The following is a 20,642-nucleotide window of genomic DNA, read 5'->3' as shown; positions in this document are numbered from 1 at the left end:
ATGTTGACGGGGTAAAAGCGCGCAATCCGTGCGCTTCCCCATGGCATCTCCTTGCAATCATTCCTATATTCCCACCGTTGGGGTGAGTGAGGGAAAATGCTGAAACGCAATTCGAACCGGCGGGAGTTGCTGCGGGGAAAGCTTGAGAAAGCAAATTTGGTCAGGGCGAAAGTGCTTGATGAAGTCAAATTCATCCGGTCCTGGGCACAGAATCCGCTTCGAACCGGTGCGGTAACGCCCTCCGGTCCGGATCTTGCGGCGAAGATGGCGTCCTTCCTGACACCACGCCCGCACGCACGTGTGGTTGAACTCGGGCCTGGTACCGGTGTTGTGACCAAGGCGATCCTGGATCGCGGGTTTTCCCATCCTCAACTCTCCCTGATCGAATACTGCCCGGAATTCTGCGCGCTTCTGGCATCGAGATTTCCCGGGCTGACCGTGATGCAGGGCGACGCCTATGCGCTTCGCGAGACGTTGGGTCCCGCCGGCGGGCTGGTCGAGGCCGGTCCGGAAGGGCCGGATGCGCTGGACGGCATCGTGTCTTCGCTGCCGCTCCTGACCCGCCCGGAACCGGTCCGAAGGGCGCTGCTCGCCGAGGCCCTTGAGCTTCTGAGGCCGGGCGCACCGTTCATTCAGTTTTCCTACGGCCTTGTCGCGCCGGTCCGGCCGGACAGCCGGGCGGTCTCCGTTCATGGGTCCGAATGGGTCTGGAAGAACCTGCCTCCGGCCAGGGTATGGGTCTACCGGAAGGGACACTAGGGTCCACCGGAAGGGGCACTGGCGTCTGCGGTCGATCGGGGATGGGAACGCGGCGCGAGTCGGCTTTCGGTCGCCATGCCTCGGCAACCCGATCCCGGACCCTGGCAAGCTTTCTGAAAAAGTTGATCGCGTGCATTGAAATCCTGAGGCGGGTCGGTGATCTTCGGCACTTGGGCAGGCGCGTTGCCGGGGATGGCCTCGTACAGGGCAATCGGAAAAGCGAGGGGTCAAAGTGATACGCAGTCCGAAAATTCTAGTCTGTTCCGGCTCGGTCCGGTCGGGATCTTTCAATCGCAGTCTCGCGGCGCTTGCCGCCAAGAAGCTGGCGATCCTGGATGCCGAGGTAACGGTTCTGTCCCTCAAGGACTATCCGTTGCCTGTCTATGACGGTGACCTTGAGGAAAGCCAGGGTGTGCCGGAAAACGCGAAAAAGCTGCATCGGCTGTTCCAGGGCCAGGATGGCGCATTCCTGTCCTGCCCGGAATACAATGCCGGGGTCACACCGCTCCTGAAGAACACGCTCGACTGGATCAGCCGTGTCAAGGAGCCGGGGGACGCCTTCCGGAACAAGATATTCGCGCTGGGTGCCGCTTCCCCCGGAGGCTTCGGCGGCATGCGCGGGCTCATCGGCATGCGCACCATTTTGGAAGTCGGGCTGGGCGTGATGGTCCTGCCTCAGATGATCTCGGTGTCGAGGGCCTCCGGCGCCTTTGACGACAAGGGCGACCTGGTGGATGAGCGGGTTGCCGGTCAGTTGGACGGGCTTGTTGATGCCCTGCTCGGGGCAACCCGGACCGGGATGCCCCGCTGATCGCTGCCGGCACACCGGCGCGGGCGACACCGGGGGTGGGGGAAACGCGGTCCAATGACCGCTTGGAAATGCCTTGATTGGCGCCTACATAGGGCGGCAGACAGGATAGACCAAAGAGGTTTGAATGAGCCAAACGCGCGAACCGGCCCAGTGGCACGGTACGACGATCATGATGGTGCGCAAGGGCGGCAAGGTCGTGATTGCAGGTGATGGCCAGGTGTCCCTCGGCCAGACTGTGATCAAGCACTCCGCCCGCAAGGTCCGGCTTCTGGCCAAGGGCGAGGTGATCGCCGGCTTTGCCGGGGCCACCGCCGACGCCTTCACGCTGTTCGAACGCCTGGAAGCCAAGCTGGAGCAGTATCCCGGTCAATTGATGCGTGCCTGCGTCGAACTGGCCAAGGACTGGCGGACGGACCGCTACCTGCGCCGCCTGGAAGCGATGATGCTGGTGGCGGACAAGAATGTGTCCCTTGTGCTGACCGGAACCGGAGATGTTCTGGAGCCGGAAGGCGGTGTCATGGGGATCGGCTCGGGCGGCAATTATGCCCTGGCGGCCGGCCGCGCCCTGGTCGACACGGACTATGACGCGGAGACGATTGCCCGCAAGGCGATGGCGGTCGCCGCGGAAATCTGCGTCTACACCAATGAAAGCGTCACCGTCGAATCGCTGGATACGGCCGAGTAGACGGTCATGGTGACCTTTCGCCCCGTCCTTTCCGAGGACCTGCCGTTTCTGGCGGTCTGGATGGCGCGCCCGCATTGGCGCGAATGGTGGGGCGAACCGGAACAGGAACTTGAGAAGCTTCGTGAAAAGATGGAGGGGCGTGATACGACGAAGCCCTTCATCTTTCAGATCGACGGCCGCGACGCGGGATACATACAGGTCTGGTATGTGAAGGATCAGCAAGGTCTTGGCACCGTGGCCGCCTATCCCTGGCTGGCTCTGCTGCCGATGGATGCGGTCGGTGTCGATCTGGCGATTGCCGACGCTGCGGAGCTGTCCAGAGGGTACGGAACAAAGGTGTTGCAGGCATTTGTCGGCAAATTGCGCCGCGATGGGCACGAACGGATCGTCATTGATCCGGACATCGCCAACCAGCGCGCCGTGAAGGCCTATCGCAAGGCCGGCTTTCGCGAGATAGCCGGGCTGACGGGCCGCACGGGCGACAACCTGCTTATGGAACTCGTAAACACGAAAGGCGTGTCTTAAAAAATGTCCGATTTTTCTCCGCGTGAGATCGTTTCTGAACTCGACCGCTACATCGTTGGCCAGAAGGATGCCAAGCGCGCGGTCGCGATCGCCCTGCGCAACCGCTGGCGGCGCCAGCAGCTTGAAGGCCCGATGCGCGAGGAAGTTCTGCCGAAGAACATCCTGATGATCGGCCCGACCGGCGTCGGCAAGACCGAAATTTCCCGCCGTCTGGCCAAGCTCGCCAATGCCCCGTTCACCAAGGTCGAAGCGACGAAATTCACCGAGGTGGGCTATGTCGGCCGCGATGTCGAGCAGATCGTCCGGGATCTGGTGGAAACAGGCATCACGCTGATACGCGACAAGAAGCGTGAATCCGTCAAGGCCAAGGCCCATGTGCTGGCCGAGGAACGGGTGCTGGACGCGCTGGTCGGCAAGAACGCCAGCCCGGCGACCCGGGAAAGTTTCCGGGAAAAGCTGCGCAACGGCGAAATGGACGACAAGGAAATCGAGGTCGAGGTGCGCGCCCAGGCCCAGATGCCCAGTTTCGACATGCCGGGCATGCCTGGCGCCAGCGTCGGCGTGATGAATGTTTCCGACCTGCTCGGCAAGGCCTTCGGTGGCCAGACCAAGACCAAGCGGACTTCGGTGAGCGACAGCTACGCGCTCCTGATCAACGAAGAATCGGACAAGCTGCTCGACGAGGACAAGGTCGTCGAGGAAGCCATCGCGCTGGTCGAGAACTCGGGCATCGTCTTCCTGGACGAAATCGACAAGATCTGCGCCCGGGAAGGCCGGGCCGGCGCGGATGTCTCCCGTGAAGGCGTGCAGCGCGATCTGTTGCCGCTGATCGAGGGCACCGTCGTCTCCACCAAACACGGCCCGGTCAAGACCGACCACATCCTGTTCATCGCCTCGGGGGCGTTCCACGTCGCCAAGCCTTCCGACCTGTTGCCCGAGCTTCAGGGCCGGCTTCCGATCCGTGTCGAGCTGAGGGCCCTCACCAAGGAGGATTTCCGCGCGATCCTGACCGAACCGGAAGCAAGCCTGATCAAGCAGTATGTCGCCCTGCTGGAAACGGAGAAGCTCACGCTCAGGTTCACCGAGGACGCCATTGAGGAGATTGCCTCGGTCGCGGTCGACCTGAACGCCTCCGTGGAAAATATCGGCGCCCGCCGGCTGCAGACCGTGATGGAGCGTATTCTGGACGAGATTTCGTTTACCGCGCCGGATCGGCCGGGCGAGGAAGTCGAGATCAGCGGCGAGTTCGTTCGCGAGAATATCGGCGACCTTGCGAAGAACGTCGACCTGTCGAAGTTCATTCTGTGACCGGACCTGACAAAGGGCCTCCCGGCGGAACTCATCGTGCGCGGCGATTTCGCAACTTGCGGTGCGCGCCCGCCGGTGGCAGCATGCGCGCATGGTAGCCATTCGCAAGAGCAACGAGGAAGGCCACCGCCGGAAATTTCTGGTTGTGGTCGATGAAACGCCGGAGTGCGACCGGGCGATCGTCTATGCCGCCAAACGCGCAGCGCGCACGGGCGGCGTGGTCACGCTTGTCTTCGTTATCGCGCCGGGTGATTTTCAACACTGGCTGGGTGTCGAGGACATCATGCGCGCCGAAGCCCAGGAACAGGCCGAGGCCGCGCTTGCCCGGGCGGCTGAACGCGTCCGGGCCGTGGCCCGAACCGAACCGGAATCGGTTGTCCGGGAAGGGTCCAAATCGGAGGAGATACTCGATCTGATCGAGTCCGATGCCGATATTGCCATTCTGATCCTGGCAGCCAGCAGCGGAGCGGAGGGGCCGGGGCCTCTGGTCACGTCGATTGCCGGGAAGTCGGCGGGAACCTTTCCGATCCCCGTCACCATCGTACCCGGCAACCTGGATGACGATTCCATCGACGCATTGGCATAGGTCGCGGGCCGGGAGAGCCCGAAGGTGCTTGAACGAAGCATCTTCGCACCTATCTAGTTTTTAATGGTTCCAAACTGTTGCCGGATGCGGTAGATTCATTCATCGGTGTTTTGCGATGAGGGAGCGCGCAGGACACGGCCATACTTGGGCGCGAAATCAAGCGCAAGGACAACACGAAATGTTCATTCAAACGGAAGCAACGCCGAACCCGGCCACGCTGAAATTTCTTCCCGGACGGGTGGTCCTGCCGGAAGGCACCTACGATTTCCGGTCCAGGACGGATGCCGGCGTGTCGCCGCTCGCCGAGAAACTGTTCGAGATCCCGGGCGTCGCCGCCGTCTTCTTCGGCCACGACTTCGTCACCGTGACCAAGGACGACACCGACTGGCAGCATATGAAGCCGGCCATACTCGGCGTCATCATGGAGCAGTTCATGTCCGGCCTGCCGGTCATGTCGGCCGGCCAGTCGGAAGACATCGAGGAAGGCGAATTCTTCGAGACGGACGACCAGGAAACCGTCGACACCATCAAGGAGCTTCTGGAGACCCGGGTCCGCCCTGCCGTGGCCCAGGATGGCGGTGACATCACCTTCAAGGGCTTCAAGGAAGGCGTGGTCTATCTGTCCATGCGCGGGGCCTGCGCAGGGTGCCCGTCCTCGACGGCGACGCTGCAGCACGGCATCCAGAACCTGCTGCGCCATTTCGTGCCGGAAGTCGAGGAAGTCCGTCCGATCTGACCGGTCGTTCCTCAGGTATTTCAAGGGTCCGGCCGGCAGCCGGGCCTTTTTTTTATTTTGGACATCCATTCCTTGTGGAAGGCAAGCCCGCCAATGGACGTAGGTCCAAAGCTTGGCTCGACTCCTGAAGGCCGCCGGGGTACTGGCAGATGGGTCATAATCAACGTTCCTTGGTATCTGGGACATGTGAGCAGAGCCAAATGCGCCTCCTAGCCATCGACACAGCCCTTGCCAATTGTGCGGCCGCCGTTCTCGACAACGGCGCCGGGAGCGCGTGTTTCGAAGCCTGCGCCGAGGAGATCGGGCGCGGCCACGCGGAACGTCTGATGGACATGATCGGCGAGGTCATGGCCGAAACGTCGACCCCATTTTCCAGTCTCGACCGGGTTGCCGTCACCATAGGGCCGGGCAGTTTCACTGGCATGCGGGTCGGCCTTGCGGTCGCGCGCGGTTTCGGCCTTGTGCTCGGCAAGCCCGTGGTCGGCATCACCACGCTGGCCGCCATCGCGCGTTCCGCCGCCCCCGGGGATGCGGGAGCGCCGCTGCTTGTTGCCCTGACCGGCAAGGGCGATGAAGTCTACTGCCAGCAGTTCGACGCATCCGGCGCCCCTGCCGGACAGGCCGGTGTGCTCACCTTCGCCGATCTTGCGGCGAACCTGCCCGAGGGCATAAGATTGGCAGGTTCGGCAGCGGAAAAAGTGGCAGGGGAATGCGGGATTTCCGCCGACCGGATCTTGTCGCGCCGCGGGTTCCCTTGTATCCGGGATGTCGCGGAACTCGGGATTACCGCCGATCCGGCCCGGTCTTCCCCGTCGCCGCTGTATTTGCGGCCGCCCGACGCCACACCGCAGACCAAGGGAAGGATTGAAAGGCAATGAGCTTTTGGTGGTTCTGGACCCAGCCGCCGGTGATTGAAGAGGCGCTGGCCGAAGATCTGCCGAAAATTGCCGAGATCCACACCGCATCGTTCAAGAACAACTGGAACATCGAAGAATTCGCGCGAATGAAGGCGCAGGAGGCCACCGTCGTTCTGGTGGCGCGCCGGGCCAGTCCCTACGGCACCCGCACACCGCTTGGATTTCTGGTGCTCAGGTCTGCGGCGGACGAAGCGGAGGTCATCACGATCGCCGTTCATCCGCGCCAGCGGGGCCGCGGCATCGGCAAGAAACTGATGGAGGCGGGCCTGTTCCGCCTGTACGCGGACCGGTGCCGGCACCTGTTCCTGGAAGTCGATGCGGCCAATGAATCCGCGCTTTTGCTGTATCGCGGCCTCGGTTTCAGGGAAGTCGGCAAGCGCAAGGGGTATTACGGCAGCAGTGCCGGCGACGGCACGGCGCTTGTCATGCGGATCGATCTTCGTTAGAGCGTAGGGCGATAAATCTGGTTCGATTGACGCAGATTTTTCGCTTGATGCGCCCGGCGCATTCGCAACGATTTTGAACAAGCACGGACGGCACCCCTATGGTGGATGAGCGGCACACATCGCTGGCGGATTTGTGTATTGCAAAAGGCATGCGCATGACCGAGCAGCGCCGTGTCATAGCCTCGGTCATCGAGGACGCGTCCGACGACCACCCGGATGTCGAGGAACTCTATCGCAGAGCGGTCGCGATCGATCCGGGCATATCGATCTCGACCGTCTACCGCACCGTGAAGCTGTTCGAGGACGCCGGCATGATCGAGCGGCACGATTTCCGCGACGGTCGCTCCCGCTACGAGACCGTGCCCGACGAGCATCACGATCACCTGATCGACCTGCGCTCCGGCGAGGTCATCGAATTCCGCAATGAAGACATCGAGGCATTGCAGGAGTTCATCGCCAGAAAACTCGGCTACCGGCTGGTCGACCACCGGCTGGAGTTGTACGGCGTTCCCCTGGAGCAGCCGAAGGACGATACGGACGATGGCTGAAATCAAGGCGGGGATCATCATTCTGCTCCTCACTCTTGTCTCGCTGGTTCTGATCCCGCTGCAATGGGCCGCGATCAGGCTGCGGTTGCCTGCCCGGCAGATCCTGCCCCGGATCTGGCACCGGACAGCGACCCGTCTGGTCGGTATCCGGATCCGCCAGATCGGTGAACCGGCCGCGGACCGGCCGCTCCTGATTGCCGCCAACCACACGTCCTGGCTCGACATCTCCGTGATCGGGTCACTGATGCCGCTGTCGTTCATCGCCAAGTCCGAAGTGTCGGGGTGGCCGGTTTTCGGCCTGCTGGCGAAACTGCAGCGCACGGTTTTCGTCAACCGGAACCGCCGCGCGCATACAGCGCAGGTTGCCGACGCGATCGCCGAACGCCTGGCAGCGGGCGACACCATGGTTCTCTTTGCCGAAGGCACCTCGAACGACGGCAACGGCGTGCTGCCGTTCCGCTCCGCGCTGCTGGGCGCGGCCACGAGGCCGGCCGGCAGCGAACAGTCCTCCAGGGTCTGGGTTCAGCCCCTGTCCATTGCCTATCAGGGATACTACGGCGTGCCGATGGGCCGGGCCCACCGCCCGTATGTCGCCTGGTATGGCGACATGGAGCTGGCCGGGCATCTGTGGGGTGTCTTTTGCCGCGGTGCCCTCGATGTCGTGGTGCGCTGGGGCGAGCCGGTTCTGGTCGATACGGACACCGACCGCAAGGCCCTGACCCGGCGGCTGGAGGCCGATGTCAGGGCCATGACAATCGCCTCTTTGTTGCAAAAGCCCGTAGAAAGCGACGAAACCGGCGATATCGATCCGTTCGACTTCTTCTCAAACGCGGAAAAAACCGCTAAAGCTGGCGCCTGAAATTCTGGTGCCACCCGCTTGACGCGCGATTGCGGCACCGGCGACTTGCGGACAGGGACAGCCCTCCGCCATAAAACCCAGGACATGCCGGCCGATCGAGAACGGCCATGAGGAGCGAATGACACGCCGCCCGGAACAAGACCAGGAAAAGACCCCATCCGCCGTGCCCGCCGGCCCGAGCTCTTCAGGCAAGCCATCTGGTGACCCCCTTTCTTCCGGTGCCAAGGGCAACTTGCGCAAGGTGTTCGTGCGCACCTATGGTTGCCAGATGAATGTCTATGACAGCGAGCGCATGAACGACGTGCTGGCGCCGGAAGGCTATCAGGCGACAGACGTCATGGAAGATGCCGATCTGGTCATTCTGAACACCTGCCATATTCGAGAAAAGGCCGCGGAGAAGGTCTATTCGGAGCTGGGCAGGATCCGCAAGGTCAAGGAAGAGCGTGCCAGATCCGGCAAGGACATGATGGTCGGTGTTGCCGGCTGTGTGGCGCAGGCGGAGGGCGCGGAGATATCCCGCCGCGCACCCATTGTCGATCTGGTCGTCGGTCCGCAGAGCTACCACCAGCTTCCCGCCCTGCTCGACAAGGCGCGCCAGGGCAGCAAGGTCGTCGAAACCGAATTCGACATCGATGCGAAATTCGATCACCTGTCCGCCCAGGCCGTCAAGCCGGTGCTCAGGCGCGCCCCGTCCGTGTTTCTGACCGTGCAGGAAGGCTGCGACAAGTTCTGCACCTTCTGCGTGGTGCCTTACACACGCGGCGCGGAAGTGTCCCGCCCGGCAAGCCAGATCCTGGAGGAAGCCCGGCGTATGGCCGAAGCGGGCGTGCGCGAGATCACACTGCTCGGCCAGAATGTCAACGCCTATCACGGCGATGGTCCGGACGGGGAGACCTGGGGCCTGGGTCTGCTGTTGCGGCGCTTGTCCGAAATCGACGGTCTCGACCGGCTGCGCTACACCACAAGCCACCCGCGCGACATGGACGACGACCTGATCGCGGCCCACCGGGACCTGAAAAGCCTGATGCCCTACCTGCATCTGCCGGTGCAGTCGGGTTCGGACCGGATCCTGAAGGCCATGAACCGCCGGCATACGCGGGACGACTATTTCCGCCTGCTCGACCGGATCCGCGAAGCGGCCCCGGATGTCGCCCTGTCGGGAGACTTCATTGTCGGTTTCCCGGGCGAGACGGACCAGGATTTCCGGGACACGATGGACCTCATCCACCGCGTCGGATACGGCTCGGCGTTTTCCTTCAAGTACAGCCAGCGGCCGGGCACGCCCGGAGCGGGCATGGACGATCAGGTGCCCGAAGACGTGAAATCCGCCCGTCTCGCCGAGCTGCAGGCGCTCGTCAGCGACCAGCAACGGGCCTTCAATGCGTCCCGGCTGGGCATGACGTGCGACGTATTGTTTGAAAAGAAGGGCCGCAATCCGGGGCAGATCGTTGGCAAGTCGCCCTGGCTGCAACCGGTTCAACTGGACGCTTCTGAAAATCTGATCGGCAGCATACAAGCGGTGGAAATCGTGGAGATCGGATCTAATTCGCTGTTCGGGCGCCTGATTGACGGGCAAGATAAAACGGACATTTCCGGGGCCATCCCGGCTCCGGCGGCCCAGGCCGGTTGATGACAGGAGACGTCATTTGACGCGTGACAGCCAATCTTCCTCCCGCAAGCCTTCGGATCAGTCTCCTGCCGCCGCGTCGGCCACCGATATGACCCACATTGTTCTTGCGTTCGAAGACAATCGGCTGATCGGGGACCTGTTCGGCCAGTTCGACCAGAACCTGGCGCTGCTGGAGCAGCGGCTGGGGGTCGATGCCATTGCCCGCGGCAACCAGGTCACGCTCAAGGGCACACAGGCGGGCTGCGCCCAGGCCCGGACCGCGCTGGAGTCCATGTACCAGCGGCTCCTGCAGGGGCATGAGATTCATCCCGGCGATGTCGACGGGGCCCTGCGCATGGCAGCCGCCGCCGAGGCACAGCTGCCGCTGCCGACGCTCGAACCGAAATCCCGGCTGGCATTCGCGCAGATCGCCACGAGGCGCAAGACCATCGTCGCGCGCACGCCGACCCAGGACGCCTATATCCGCTCCATGGACCGGGCCGACCTGATTTTCGGCACCGGCCCGGCCGGCACGGGCAAGACCTTTCTCGCGGTCGCCTATGCGGCGGCGCTTCTGGAGCGCGGCGACGTTGCGCGCCTGATCCTGTCGCGGCCTGCCGTGGAGGCGGGCGAGCGGCTCGGCTTTCTTCCCGGCGAGATGAAGGACAAGGTCGACCCGTACCTGCGGCCGATCTACGATGCCCTTTACGAGATGATGCCTGCGGAAAAAGTCGATCGCGGACTGCAGTCCGGCATGATCGAAGTGGCGCCGCTGGCGTTCATGCGCGGCCGGACACTGTCCAACGCCGTGGTCCTGCTCGATGAGGCGCAAAACACCACGTCGATGCAGATGAAGATGTTCCTGACCCGTCTGGGCGACGGCTCGAAAATGATCGTTACCGGAGATCCGAGCCAGATCGACCTGCCGCCTGGCCAGAAATCGGGTTTGCGGGAGGCCCTCGGTCTGCTGACGGACATTCGGGAAGTGGCGCATGTGCGCTTCACGGAGACCGACGTTGTCCGGCATGAGCTGGTCGGCCGGATAGTGACGGCCTATGACAACGCCTCGCGCGAGGAGGCGGAGGTCCGCGAGCGGCGGTTCACGGAACGTCAGCGTGATGCGGATGCGGGCGGGAAGCCGCGCACCCGCGAGCGGGTGGTCTCTTGAGCTCCGCAGTCCGCCATGCCTGAAACCCTTCCGGACGGTTTTCTGCTTGACCTGTCGATAGAGGCAGGGGCCTGGGGCGAGGAAGACCGTCTGGCCTGTCTGGCCGAACGTGCGATTGCGGCGGCCCTTGCGGTCGCGGACCTGAAGGTGGCGGACAACAGCGAGCTGTCGCTGCTGTTCACCGACGACGCGGCGATCCGCAAGCTGAATGCCCGCTGGCGCGACAAGAACAGCGCGACGAACGTTCTGTCATTTCCCGGAAGCGATCCGCAAGGCGATGTCTACGGTCCGCTTCTGGGGGACATCGTCCTCGCCCATGAAACGGTTTCCCGCGAAGCGGATGAATTTGGAATTGAATTTACCGACCACCTTTCCCATTTGATTGTTCATGGTTTGCTACATCTTTTCGACTATGATCATCAGGAAAATGATGAAGCAGAACTCATGGAAAGCCTTGAGAAAGCCGTATTGGCTGCTATAGGCATCGACGATCCGTATGCCGACCGGCCCCTTGTGGCGGACGGCATCCAGGCGGGATCATGAGGCACGATGTTCTTGATTGATGGATAATGAGCGCAGTTGAACCGCAAAGTCCGGCAGGTGGTGAAAATACCGCTTCTCCCGGGCAATCTCAGGACGGGCAGTCCCCGGACGGGGAAGACCCGCAACAGATGAAGCCGCAGCGGACTGCGGCCTTTCTTGACAAGTTCAAACGCCTGTTGCGCTTGGGACGTCAGTCCTCGAGCCTGCGTGAGAATCTCGAGGACGAACTCGCCCGCGAAGGCGGCGATGCCGCGTTCTCGCCCGAGGAGCGCATGCTGCTCGGCAACATCCTGAGGCTCAGGGAACTGCGGGTGGATGATGTCATGATTCCGCGCGCCGATATCGACTCGGTCGATCAGGACACCAGCCTCAGCCGGGTCATGGAATTGTTCCAGAACAGCGGGCATTCGCGCATGCCCGTTTACGAGGACACGCTCGATGATCCGCGCGGAATGGTCCACATAAAGGACCTGATGGCCTTCATTGCGGAGCAGGCTGCAGCGCGCCGGACCACAACCGCTGTGGACAACAACGCCCCCACGACCGCCGGCTTGTCGTCTTCGGGCAGCGGATCGGCCCGCAACGGTCACAACCAGCCGGCTCTGGATCTGTCCTGCGTCGACCTGTCGGTTACGCTCAAGGAGACGGATCTGGTCAGAAACCTCCTGTTCGTTCCTCCGTCGATGCCAGCGACCGACCTGATGGCGAAAATGCAGGCCGACCGGATCCAGATGGCCCTGGTCATCGACGAATACGGCGGCACCGACGGGCTGGTCTCGCTCGAGGACCTGGTCGAGGAAGTCGTCGGCGATATCGAGGACGAGCACGACGAGGACGAGGAAGCCATGCTGGTAGCGGACGGGGAGGGCATCTGGATCGCCGATCCGCGTCTTCCGCTCGAGGATCTGGACGAGGTGCTGGGAACCCGGCTGACCGACGGCGAGATCTCCGAGGACGTCGATACGCTTGGCGGCCTGCTCTACGTGTCGGTGGGCAGGGTGCCGGTTCGCGGTGAACTGCTGTTCGTGCCCGACGAGATGCCCGGATTTGAATTCGAGGTGATGGACGCCGATCCCAGACGCATCAAGCGCCTGAAAATCCGCCGCCGGCGGACAGAGGCCCGGCCGCAGGACCTGCGGCGGCGGTCCAAGCGACCTGACCCTTCCCAGAGCGAAGCCATGCAGGACACCGATGCGTCCCCGGCCAAGGCGGCCGCGTCCGGTGGCGGCGGCTGACGCCCGGCGTTCTGAAACACAGCGAAAAAACTTAGGCCTTGACCCGACTGGCTGGAGCCGACAAATCTTCCGGCCTGGAGTATTTACGGTCAAGCGATTCAATTCGTTCGTGACCTGACTCCGGAAGCGGGAAATCATTTATATGCACTGGCTGTCGCAACGACTGTCGATTCTGCCGAACTTTTTTCTTCTGGCATGGGGCTGGCAGCGCAGGATACTGTGTCTCCTGTGCGGCGCCCTGAGCGCGTTCGCGTTGCCGCCCTACGACTTTTCCCCGGTTTTGCTGTTGAGCTTTCCCTGTCTGGTCTGGCTGCTGGACGGTGCGCTTGAGCCTGGCGCGGACAAGCTGTTCGACAGGCTGCGTACGGGATTTGCCCTCGGATGGCTGTTCGGCTTCGGCTATTTCCTGTCCGGACTCTGGTGGATCGGTGCGGCCTTTCTGGTCGAGGCGGAGCGTTTTGCCTGGCTGATGCCCTTCGCGGTTCTCGCCATGCCGGCAGGGCTTGCGCTTTTCACCGGTCTGGGCGTTGCGCTCGCGGCGCTGTTGTGGACCGGCGAGTTCCGCCGCATCCTGCTGCTTGCGGCCTGCCTGACCCTGGCGGACTGGCTGCGCGGTCACGTCTTGACCGGGTTTCCCTGGAATTCCTTCGGCATGGGCATTTCCGGGTCCCAGGTCCTGTCGCAGACCGCGAGCCTTGTCGGACTGTACGGACTGACCTTCCTGACCGTCGCTCTTGCGTCGGCGCCGGCGTTGCTGGCGGACGTCAGGCCGTATGCAGTTCGCTTGAGAGCCGTTCTGGCCGCGGCCGGCGTTGTGTGCGCCATTGCCGCCTACGGCGCGATCCGCCTCTGGCAGCCTGCGCCACCGGCGGCGGATCTGGACATCCGCATCGTTCAGCCTTCGATCGGCCAGAAGGACAAGTGGCGTCCCGACATGCGGGACGAGATCTTTCGCACGTTTCTCGACATGACCGAGGCGCCCTTGTCCGGACAGGCGCGTGTCGGACAGCCCCGACTGGTGGTCTGGCCGGAATCGGCCGTGCCCTTTCTGCTGACGCGGGAGCCGGGTGCCCTGCTCCGGATCGGCAAGGCGCTCGGCAGCTCCGCCGAACTGGTGACCGGCGCCGTTCGGGCCGAAGCCGGCGCCGGAGATCCGGGGCCGGATTACTACAACAGTGTCTATGTCATCGACGGAGGCGGTGCGGTCCGCGGCATCTACGACAAGGTGCGCCTTGTGCCCTTCGGCGAATATGTGCCGTTCAAGCCCCTGCTCGAGACACTTGGAATTACCAATCTGGCGGGACCTCTCGATGGTTTCGAGGCAGGTTACCAGCCGCGTGTGCTGAGCACCTCCGGCGGGGTCGGTTTTCTACCCTTGATCTGTTACGAGGCGATCTTCCCGGACAGGCTGTCCGGTCCCGGCGAGGCCCCGGCATTTCTCCTGAACGTGACCAACGATGCCTGGTTCGGGCGCACGCCCGGTCCTTACCAGCACTTCGCCCAGGCCCGGCTGCGGGCGATTGAAACCGGCCTGCCCATGGTTCGGGCGGCGAATACGGGCATTTCCGCGATCATTGATCCCAGAGGGGTGGTGATCGAAGAGCTTGGCGTATTCGAGAAGGGCCTCATCGACGGAAGGCTTCCGCAGAGGTTAGGCACCACCCTTTATCGGGTATTGGGCGATGTGCCCGTGATTATTGTTTCGATTATCCTTGTTGTATTTACCAGTGCCCGACGATACAACCGCGTTTCGCGCTTAGATTGATTATTTTGTTTGAGTTGAGTGAAGAACTTGTGATACAACCGTGAAATAGCCGATTGAAGGCTCTGCCATGTAACAGTGGTGGGTTGCAGACAAGTTCGGTCTCTTGAGGCCTGTGGGGGATTTCAGGGGAGCTTGTGAAAACGAAAACGAGCGGACTTCCACCGCCGTAGAAGAAAGAGCGACGCGAATGCCCAGTAAGAAATCTCCTAATCCAATTGACATCCACGTCGGCAGCCGGGTGCGGCTCAGACGCATGATGCTTGGCATGAGCCAGGAAAAACTCGGTGAGGCCCTGGGCATCACCTTCCAGCAGATTCAGAAATACGAAAAAGGCACCAACCGGATCGGCGCCAGCCGGCTGCAGCACATTGCCACCGTCCTCAAGGTGCCGGTTTCCTTCTTCTTCGAAGACGCACCGGGAACGCCTGATGAGGCCGAAGGCTTCGGAGAAACCCAGCCGACGTCCTATGTGGTCGACTTTCTTTCCTCTTCGGAAGGGTTGTCCCTCAACAAGGCATTCGTGCGTATCGAGAACCCGAAGGTCCGCCGGCGTATTGTCGATCTCGTCCGCTCCCTGGCCGGCGACGAATGACAAAATTGCCTCTCGCGCTTGACGTGGCGAGGAACTTCTAAGATTGATGCATCAGAAGCGGCGAGCTCATTCGCCGCTTCTGTTATATTCATTCCCAGAAGGACGATCGCCAATGGCACGTCAGAATTACCTGTTTACATCCGAATCCGTGTCCGAAGGACACCCGGACAAAGTCTGCGACCGCATTTCCGATGCCGTGGTGGATGCTTTCCTCAAGGAAATGCCGGAAGCACGCGTGGCCTGCGAAACGCTGGCGACGACAAACCGCATCGTGATTGCCGGCGAAACCCGTGGTCCGTCAACCATTACCAACGATTATCTTGCCCATCTTGCGCGCATGGCCATCAAGGACATCGGCTACGAGCAGGACGGCTTCCATTGGGAAAACTGCGACATCGCCGTTCACCTGCATGCCCAGTCCGCCCACATCGCCCAGGGCGTGGACGCCGGTGGCAACAAGGATGAAGGTGCCGGCGACCAGGGCATCATGTTCGGCTACGCCTGCCGCGAAACCGATGAGCTGATGCCCGCGCCGATCCTTTATGCACACAGGATCCTCCGCCTTCTGGCCGAGGCACGCAAGTCCGGCAAGGAGCCGGCGCTCGGCCCGGACGCGAAGAGCCAGGTGACCGTCCGCTACGAAAACGGCAAGCCTGTTGCTGCGACGTCCATCGTGCTGTCCACCCAGCATCTGGATCCGGCGCTGACGTCCGGCGACGTCAGGAAGATCGTCGAGCCCTACATTCGCACGGCGTTGCCAGAAGGCTGGATCACCGGGGAAACCGACTGGCACGTGAACCCGACCGGGGCCTTCGTCATCGGCGGCCCGGACGGCGATGCCGGATTGACCGGCCGCAAGATCATCGTCGACACCTATGGCGGCGCTGCGCCCCATGGCGGCGGTGCCTTCTCCGGCAAGGATCCGACCAAGGTGGACCGGTCAGCGGCCTATGCGGCGCGTTATCTCGCCAAGAATGTCGTCGCCGCGGATCTGGCGGACCGCTGCACCATTCAGTTGTCCTACGCCATTGGTGTCTCCGAGCCGCTGTCGGTCTATGTCGACCTGCACGGCACGGGCCGGTGTGACGAGGCCAGGCTGGAAACGGTCCTGCGCGATGTCATGGGCCTGAGCCCGCGCGGCATCCGCCAGCACCTCAATCTCAACAAGCCGATCTACGAGCGTACCGCTGCCTACGGCCACTTCGGCCGCGAGCCGGATGCGGAAGGCGGCTTCTCCTGGGAAAAGACCGATCTGGTTGATTCCCTGCGTCCGCTCGCGGGCTGAGGCGCCCTCGCGATCTGAACACTGACTTGATACGATCGCCGGCCCCGGGGCCGGCGATCTGGTTCCGGAACGATGACTGACCGCTACGAAGGTTCCTTTTACGGCCGCCGCAAGGGCAAGCCGCTGAGCCCGCACCGCGAGGCGCTGATGGACAGGGAGTTGCCCCGCCTGGGGCTGGATCTGACCCGTCCCGCTCCGGCGCGCCTGGCCGATCTTTTCAATGCTCCGGTGGACGAGGTCTGTCTCGAAGTCGGTTTCGGTGGCGGCGAGCACCTGCTGCACCGGGCCCGGACAAATCCGCGGGTCGGCTTCATCGGGGTCGAGCCTTTCGTCGGCAGCATGGCCAAGGCCGTGACCGCGGTTGTCGAGGAGGGACTGGAAAACGTCCGGCTCTATGACGATGACGCCATCAACGTGCTCGACTGGTTGCCGGCGGCAAGCCTCGACCTGGCCTATCAGCTCTATCCGGATCCCTGGCCGAAGAAGCGCCACTGGAAACGCCGTTTCATCAACGCGCAGAACCTGACGCGCTACGCCCGGGTGATCAGGCCCGGTTGCCAGTTCCGTTTCGCCAGCGACATCGATACCTATATCGACTGGACGCTTCGCCTGTGTCGCGATAATCCCGCTTTCTGCTGGACCGCGCGGACGGCTGCCGACTGGAAAACGCCCTGGGAGGGCTGGCCGGGAACCCGCTACGAGGCCAAGGCGATCCGTGAGGGCCGTGTCGGGCGTTATCTGACATTCCAGCGGCTGTAACGGCGCGGTATTCCGGCTGAATGGATTTCTTTTTCACGGAAATAAACGTGGGCTCTTGCCTTTTTGGCCGCTTTGGCGTTATACAGCCCGTGTTTCACCTCATACGGCTTATCTGAGCAGTTGAGAGTGGGCCCGCCGGGGACCCGCTCTTTTTGGTTTAAGCATAGGCCGGAGACTGACAAGCTTGAGCAGGACTGCCCAATGTAAATCTTCGACCAGGCACATCTGACGCTCAAGATCAGCCCGCATCCATGTCGCATGACAGGACTGCGGGGCAGGTGATCGAGTTTGAAATACTGGTGCATCTTGCCCGCGCTCGAACGAGCCCGGACAAGATGCTCCAGAGCCGGAAACGGTTTTGAACAGGAGCCAAGTGTGAGCGCGCACGAACCAAGAATTGTGACGGAACAGGGGCTTGATGCCCGTGTGGCCGCCATTGTGGAGCCGGTCATCGAAGACCTCGGCTACCGCCTTGTGCGCACGAAGATCAGCGCGGCCAACGGCTGCACGCTGCAGATCATGGCTGAACGCCCCGACGGCACCATGACGGTCGAGGACTGCGAAACCATCTCCCGTGCCGTTTCCCCTGCGCTTGACGTTGACGATCCGATCAACCGGGCGTACCATCTGGAAGTTTCCTCTCCGGGGATCGACAGGCCGCTGGTGCGCGCCGGTGACTTCAATCGCTGGTCCGGTCACGAGCTGAAGGTCGAGATGGCTGTTCTTCAGGACGGCCGCAAGCGCTTCCGGGGCACTCTTCTGGGAGAAGAGGACGGCATCGCGAAGATCCGCCTGGACGATGTCAAGGACGGCGACGACGACACCGTGAAGCTTCCGCTGGAAGATATCGGTGAAGCCAAGCTGGTGCTCACGGACAATTTGGTTACGGCGGCTCTTCAGGCTGAAAAGGCGGCACTGGCCGCCCGCAGCGGTACGGACGAGCTGTCGCAGGACAACAAACCCAACTGAGCAGACAGCTCGGCGGGAACAGGACGAAACGCGCCAGAAACAATCGGCATGACGGTTGGCGCAAGAGGAGTGGAATATGGCAATCAGCGCGAACCGGCTGGAACTGCTGCAAATCGCTGACGCGGTCGCACGGGAAAAATCGATCGACCGGATGATCGTCATCACCGCGATGGAAGACGCGATCCAGAAGGCGGCCCGCTCCCGCTATGGCACGGAGACGGAAGTCCGCGCCGAAATCAACCCGAAGACCGGTGAAATTCGTCTTCAGCGCCTTTTGCAGGTTGTCGAGGACGTTGAGAACATCTCCACCGAGATTGCGCTGTCCGAGGCGTTGTCCCGGAATCCCGAAGCCAGCCTCGGCGACTTCATTGCCGAGCCGCTGCCGCCGCTGGATTTCGGCCGCATCGCCGCGCAGTCCGCGAAACAGGTCATCGTGCAGAAAGTGCGCGAGGCCGAGCGCGACCGCCAGTTCGAGGAATTCAAGGATCGGGTCGGAGAAGTCATCAACGGCGTGGTCAAGCGCGCGGAATACGGCAACGTCATCGTGGATCTTGGCCGTGGTGAAGGCATCGTCCGCCGTGACGAGCTGATCCCGCGCGAGATTTTCCGCACCGGCGACCGCATCCGGGCCTTTATCTACGACGTCCGCCGCGAGCAGCGCGGCCCGCAGATTTTTCTGTCGCGGACCCATCCGCAGTTCATGGCCAAGCTGTTTGCCCAGGAAGTTCCGGAAATCTACGATGGCGTGATTGAAATCAAGTCCGTGGCCCGTGATCCGGGCTCGCGCGCCAAGATCGCCGTGATCTCCAAGGACAGCTCCATCGATCCCGTCGGCGCCTGTGTCGGCATGCGCGGCAGCCGCGTTCAGGCGGTGGTCGGCGAGCTTCAGGGTGAGAAGATCGACATCATTCCGTGGAACGACGAGGCGGCGACTTTCATCGTCAACGCGCTGCAGCCGGCCGAAGTCGCCAAGGTTGTTCTCGACGAGGACGCGGAACGTATTGAAGTTGTGGTCCCCGATGACCAATTGTCTCTGGCGATCGGCCGCCGCGGTCAGAACGTGCGTCTGGCCTCGCAGCTGACGGGCTGGGCCATCGACATCATGACCGAGCAGGAAGAATCCGACCGCCGCCAGAAGGAATTCCTGGAACGCTCGCAATTGTTCATGGAAGCGCTCAACGTCGACGAGATGGTCGGCCAGCTTCTGGCGACCGAAGGCTTCACCTCCGTCGAGGAAGTGGCCTATGTCGAACTCGACGAGATTTCCATGATCGAGGGTTTCGACAATGATACCGCCCTGGAGATCCAGGCGCGTGCCCGCGACTATCTCGGCGAGCTTGAAGCCAAGTTCGACGAAGAGCGTGTCGCGCTGGGTGTTTCCGACGAGCTGCGGTCGATTGACGGACTGACAACGGCTATGCTGGTCGCCCTCGGCAAGGACGATGTCAAGACCATGGAAGATCTGGCGGGCTGTGCCGCCGACGACCTGGTCGGCTGGACCGAGCGCAAGGACGGCGAGACCAAGCGGTTTGAGGGCGCGTTGTCCGGTTTCGATATTTCCCGGGCCGAAGCCGAGAACATCGTGATGTCGGCCCGTTTGGCGGCCGGCTGGGTGACCGAGGAAGAGTTGCAGGCCCAGGCGGCGGAAGGCGAGGTCGAGGTTGACGACGAAGATGTCGTTGATCTTGTCGAGGTCGCCGGGGAAGAGGCACCGGCAAACGGAGCGATCCTGAACGGATAACGGGGCAGGCAAACGCCGTCGCGAACCGCTTGCGGTCGTAAAGCGGGGCACTTGCTCCGGAACGTCAGACTGACCAGCCTTGAGGTGGCCGTGCATTCGGTGCGGCGACAGGTTGGTCCAAAGGAGTGGCAGCGTGCCCAGGAAGAACGAACCGACCGAACGGCTGTGCGCCGTCACCCGGGAGGTTCAGCCCGTCAGTTCGCTGATCCGGTTTGTGCTTGACCCCAATGGTCAGGTGGTGCCGGATCTGAAGCGGGTGCTTCCCGGACGCGGTGTTTGGGTGACGGCCACGAAAGACAGTGTGGCCGTTGCGGAAAAAGACCGGAAGAAGGTGTTCGTCAGAGGGTTTCAGAGCGAAGCCCGGGTCGAGCCCGGACTGGCCGAGCGGGTTGATGCGCTCATGGAACGATCGGCGCTTCAGGCGCTCGCCATGACACGCAAGGCCGGAGGGCTGGTCACCGGTTTTTCAAAGGTTGAAGCAGCCTTGCGGCGGGACCCCGTTGCCGGGCTGATCCACGCCTCGGATGCTGCTGAGGACGGGGTGCGGAAGCTGGCGGCGGTGGTCGCCGGCAACGAGGAACTGGCAAATGGCTGGCAAATCGTCCGTTTGTTCGAATCGGACCAATTGGATTTGGCATTGGGCCGGTCAAATGTGATACATGCTGCACTGCTTGTTGGGCAGGCGAGCGAAAACTTTCTGGCACGGGTGCGTGACCTTGAACGTTTTCGCGGCTTTTCCCAGGCACACGGCGACAAAGGCAGCGTCTGAAAAGACGGTTGCGCAGGACTGAAGGCA

Annotated in this window: 22 protein-coding genes; all 22 read left to right on the top strand. The window is 62.4% G+C overall.

Features of this window, described 5'->3' with window-relative positions; genetic code table 11:
* The first annotated feature begins 96 nt into the window (after nucleotides 1-96).
* The 22 genes from AC0VX3_RS26360 (at nucleotide 97) to AC0VX3_RS26255 (ending at nucleotide 20,615) form a co-directional block, all read left to right on the top strand.
* Entirely contained in the window at nucleotides 97-759 is a 663-nt protein-coding gene (locus AC0VX3_RS26360; protein ID WP_475522987.1) for a class I SAM-dependent methyltransferase, read from the top strand.
* Between the two features lie 235 nt (nucleotides 760-994).
* A complete protein-coding gene (locus AC0VX3_RS26355) occupies nucleotides 995-1,570 on the top strand; it encodes an NADPH-dependent FMN reductase (RefSeq protein WP_475525254.1) in 576 nt (191 codons plus the stop codon).
* A gap of 124 nt (nucleotides 1,571-1,694) precedes the next feature.
* Nucleotides 1,695-2,255 carry an ATP-dependent protease subunit HslV gene (gene hslV, locus AC0VX3_RS26350; protein ID WP_342891676.1) on the top strand — a complete coding sequence of 187 codons (561 nt, stop codon included), beginning with the start codon at nucleotides 1,695-1,697 and terminating at the stop codon, nucleotides 2,253-2,255.
* Nucleotides 2,256-2,261: 6 nt separating this feature from the next.
* Nucleotides 2,262-2,780 carry a GNAT family N-acetyltransferase gene (locus tag AC0VX3_RS26345; protein ID WP_475522986.1) on the top strand — a complete coding sequence of 173 codons (519 nt, stop codon included), beginning with the start codon at nucleotides 2,262-2,264 and terminating at the stop codon, nucleotides 2,778-2,780.
* Between the two features lie 3 nt (nucleotides 2,781-2,783).
* Entirely contained in the window at nucleotides 2,784-4,088 is a 1,305-nt protein-coding gene (gene hslU / locus AC0VX3_RS26340; protein ID WP_342891674.1) for an ATP-dependent protease ATPase subunit HslU, read from the top strand.
* 91 nt (nucleotides 4,089-4,179) lie between these two features.
* Nucleotides 4,180-4,674, top strand: a complete 495-nt coding sequence (locus AC0VX3_RS26335; RefSeq protein ID WP_342891673.1) for a universal stress protein — start codon at nucleotides 4,180-4,182, stop codon at nucleotides 4,672-4,674.
* Between the two features lie 178 nt (nucleotides 4,675-4,852).
* Nucleotides 4,853-5,410 carry a NifU family protein gene (locus AC0VX3_RS26330; RefSeq protein ID WP_342891672.1) on the top strand — a complete coding sequence of 186 codons (558 nt, stop codon included), beginning with the start codon at nucleotides 4,853-4,855 and terminating at the stop codon, nucleotides 5,408-5,410.
* Between the two features lie 200 nt (nucleotides 5,411-5,610).
* Nucleotides 5,611-6,288: a tRNA (adenosine(37)-N6)-threonylcarbamoyltransferase complex dimerization subunit type 1 TsaB gene (gene tsaB / locus AC0VX3_RS26325; protein ID WP_475522985.1), complete on the top strand. Its 678-nt coding sequence runs from the start codon at nucleotides 5,611-5,613 to the stop codon at nucleotides 6,286-6,288.
* Nucleotides 6,285-6,773 (top strand): ribosomal protein S18-alanine N-acetyltransferase, encoded by a 489-nt coding sequence (rimI, locus tag AC0VX3_RS26320; RefSeq protein WP_342891670.1) that lies wholly within the window; start codon nucleotides 6,285-6,287, stop codon nucleotides 6,771-6,773. The genes tsaB and rimI overlap by 4 nt, the downstream gene beginning before the upstream one ends.
* Nucleotides 6,774-6,871: 98 nt before the next feature.
* Nucleotides 6,872-7,321: a Fur family transcriptional regulator gene (locus AC0VX3_RS26315; protein WP_475522984.1), complete on the top strand. Its 450-nt coding sequence runs from the start codon at nucleotides 6,872-6,874 to the stop codon at nucleotides 7,319-7,321.
* Nucleotides 7,314-8,180, top strand: a complete 867-nt coding sequence (gene olsA, locus AC0VX3_RS26310; protein ID WP_475522983.1) for a lyso-ornithine lipid O-acyltransferase — start codon at nucleotides 7,314-7,316, stop codon at nucleotides 8,178-8,180. The genes AC0VX3_RS26315 and olsA overlap by 8 nt, the downstream gene beginning before the upstream one ends.
* A gap of 118 nt (nucleotides 8,181-8,298) precedes the next feature.
* Nucleotides 8,299-9,810 (top strand): tRNA (N6-isopentenyl adenosine(37)-C2)-methylthiotransferase MiaB, encoded by a 1,512-nt coding sequence (gene miaB, locus AC0VX3_RS26305; RefSeq protein ID WP_475522982.1) that lies wholly within the window; start codon nucleotides 8,299-8,301, stop codon nucleotides 9,808-9,810.
* Between the two features lie 88 nt (nucleotides 9,811-9,898).
* Nucleotides 9,899-10,957, top strand: a complete 1,059-nt coding sequence (locus AC0VX3_RS26300; RefSeq protein ID WP_348142482.1) for a PhoH family protein — start codon at nucleotides 9,899-9,901, stop codon at nucleotides 10,955-10,957.
* Nucleotides 10,958-10,972: 15 nt separating this feature from the next.
* The gene (gene ybeY / locus AC0VX3_RS26295; RefSeq protein WP_475522981.1) at nucleotides 10,973-11,500 is read left to right on the top strand and encodes an rRNA maturation RNase YbeY; all 528 of its coding nucleotides are present in this window, start codon (nucleotides 10,973-10,975) and stop codon (nucleotides 11,498-11,500) included.
* 26 nt (nucleotides 11,501-11,526) lie between these two features.
* Nucleotides 11,527-12,735, top strand: a complete 1,209-nt coding sequence (locus AC0VX3_RS26290; protein ID WP_475522980.1) for a CBS domain-containing protein — start codon at nucleotides 11,527-11,529, stop codon at nucleotides 12,733-12,735.
* A 142-nt stretch (nucleotides 12,736-12,877) separates the two neighbouring features.
* The gene (lnt, locus tag AC0VX3_RS26285) at nucleotides 12,878-14,500 is read left to right on the top strand and encodes an apolipoprotein N-acyltransferase (protein WP_475522979.1); all 1,623 of its coding nucleotides are present in this window, start codon (nucleotides 12,878-12,880) and stop codon (nucleotides 14,498-14,500) included.
* A 187-nt stretch (nucleotides 14,501-14,687) separates the two neighbouring features.
* Entirely contained in the window at nucleotides 14,688-15,092 is a 405-nt protein-coding gene (locus tag AC0VX3_RS26280; RefSeq protein WP_342891662.1) for a helix-turn-helix domain-containing protein, read from the top strand.
* A gap of 112 nt (nucleotides 15,093-15,204) precedes the next feature.
* Complete coding sequence (gene metK / locus AC0VX3_RS26275; protein ID WP_475522978.1) at nucleotides 15,205-16,377, top strand: methionine adenosyltransferase; 1,173 nt, start codon at nucleotides 15,205-15,207, stop codon at nucleotides 16,375-16,377.
* Between the two features lie 72 nt (nucleotides 16,378-16,449).
* Complete coding sequence (trmB, locus tag AC0VX3_RS26270) at nucleotides 16,450-17,136, top strand: tRNA (guanine(46)-N(7))-methyltransferase TrmB (RefSeq protein ID WP_475522977.1); 687 nt, start codon at nucleotides 16,450-16,452, stop codon at nucleotides 17,134-17,136.
* Between the two features lie 375 nt (nucleotides 17,137-17,511).
* Nucleotides 17,512-18,105, top strand: a complete 594-nt coding sequence (gene rimP, locus AC0VX3_RS26265) for a ribosome maturation factor RimP (protein ID WP_348142464.1) — start codon at nucleotides 17,512-17,514, stop codon at nucleotides 18,103-18,105.
* Nucleotides 18,106-18,181: 76 nt separating this feature from the next.
* The gene (gene nusA / locus AC0VX3_RS26260) at nucleotides 18,182-19,846 is read left to right on the top strand and encodes a transcription termination factor NusA (RefSeq protein WP_342891658.1); all 1,665 of its coding nucleotides are present in this window, start codon (nucleotides 18,182-18,184) and stop codon (nucleotides 19,844-19,846) included.
* Nucleotides 19,847-19,979: 133 nt separating this feature from the next.
* A complete protein-coding gene (locus tag AC0VX3_RS26255; protein WP_475522976.1) occupies nucleotides 19,980-20,615 on the top strand; it encodes an RNA-binding protein in 636 nt (211 codons plus the stop codon).
* Nucleotides 20,616-20,642 lie beyond the last annotated feature (27 nt).

This window comes from Roseibium sp. QJM3NY_11, assembly GCF_056173175.1.
Note: the sequence above shows the minus strand (reverse complement) of the source record. Positions and strands in the feature narration are given on the sequence as shown.

Excerpts from the sequence above, each read along its gene's own strand:
- AC0VX3_RS26360 (WP_475522987.1), top strand. The coding sequence starts at position 97 with ATGCTGAAACGCAATTCGAACCGGCGGGAGTTGCTGCGGGGAAAGCTT.
- hslV (WP_342891676.1), top strand. The coding sequence starts at position 1,695 with ATGAGCCAAACGCGCGAACCGGCCCAGTGGCACGGTACGACGATCATG.
- AC0VX3_RS26345 (WP_475522986.1), top strand. The coding sequence starts at position 2,262 with ATGGTGACCTTTCGCCCCGTCCTTTCCGAGGACCTGCCGTTTCTGGCG.
- hslU (WP_342891674.1), top strand. The coding sequence starts at position 2,784 with ATGTCCGATTTTTCTCCGCGTGAGATCGTTTCTGAACTCGACCGCTAC.
- AC0VX3_RS26335 (WP_342891673.1), top strand. The coding sequence starts at position 4,180 with ATGGTAGCCATTCGCAAGAGCAACGAGGAAGGCCACCGCCGGAAATTT.
- AC0VX3_RS26330 (WP_342891672.1), top strand. The coding sequence starts at position 4,853 with ATGTTCATTCAAACGGAAGCAACGCCGAACCCGGCCACGCTGAAATTT.
- tsaB (WP_475522985.1), top strand. The coding sequence starts at position 5,611 with ATGCGCCTCCTAGCCATCGACACAGCCCTTGCCAATTGTGCGGCCGCC.
- rimI (WP_342891670.1), top strand. The coding sequence starts at position 6,285 with ATGAGCTTTTGGTGGTTCTGGACCCAGCCGCCGGTGATTGAAGAGGCG.
- AC0VX3_RS26315 (WP_475522984.1), top strand. The coding sequence starts at position 6,872 with ATGGTGGATGAGCGGCACACATCGCTGGCGGATTTGTGTATTGCAAAA.
- olsA (WP_475522983.1), top strand. The coding sequence starts at position 7,314 with ATGGCTGAAATCAAGGCGGGGATCATCATTCTGCTCCTCACTCTTGTC.
- miaB (WP_475522982.1), top strand. The coding sequence starts at position 8,299 with ATGACACGCCGCCCGGAACAAGACCAGGAAAAGACCCCATCCGCCGTG.
- AC0VX3_RS26300 (WP_348142482.1), top strand. The coding sequence starts at position 9,899 with ATGACCCACATTGTTCTTGCGTTCGAAGACAATCGGCTGATCGGGGAC.
- ybeY (WP_475522981.1), top strand. The coding sequence starts at position 10,973 with ATGCCTGAAACCCTTCCGGACGGTTTTCTGCTTGACCTGTCGATAGAG.
- AC0VX3_RS26290 (WP_475522980.1), top strand. The coding sequence starts at position 11,527 with ATGAGCGCAGTTGAACCGCAAAGTCCGGCAGGTGGTGAAAATACCGCT.
- lnt (WP_475522979.1), top strand. The coding sequence starts at position 12,878 with ATGCACTGGCTGTCGCAACGACTGTCGATTCTGCCGAACTTTTTTCTT.
- AC0VX3_RS26280 (WP_342891662.1), top strand. The coding sequence starts at position 14,688 with ATGCCCAGTAAGAAATCTCCTAATCCAATTGACATCCACGTCGGCAGC.
- metK (WP_475522978.1), top strand. The coding sequence starts at position 15,205 with ATGGCACGTCAGAATTACCTGTTTACATCCGAATCCGTGTCCGAAGGA.
- trmB (WP_475522977.1), top strand. The coding sequence starts at position 16,450 with ATGACTGACCGCTACGAAGGTTCCTTTTACGGCCGCCGCAAGGGCAAG.
- nusA (WP_342891658.1), top strand. The coding sequence starts at position 18,182 with ATGGCAATCAGCGCGAACCGGCTGGAACTGCTGCAAATCGCTGACGCG.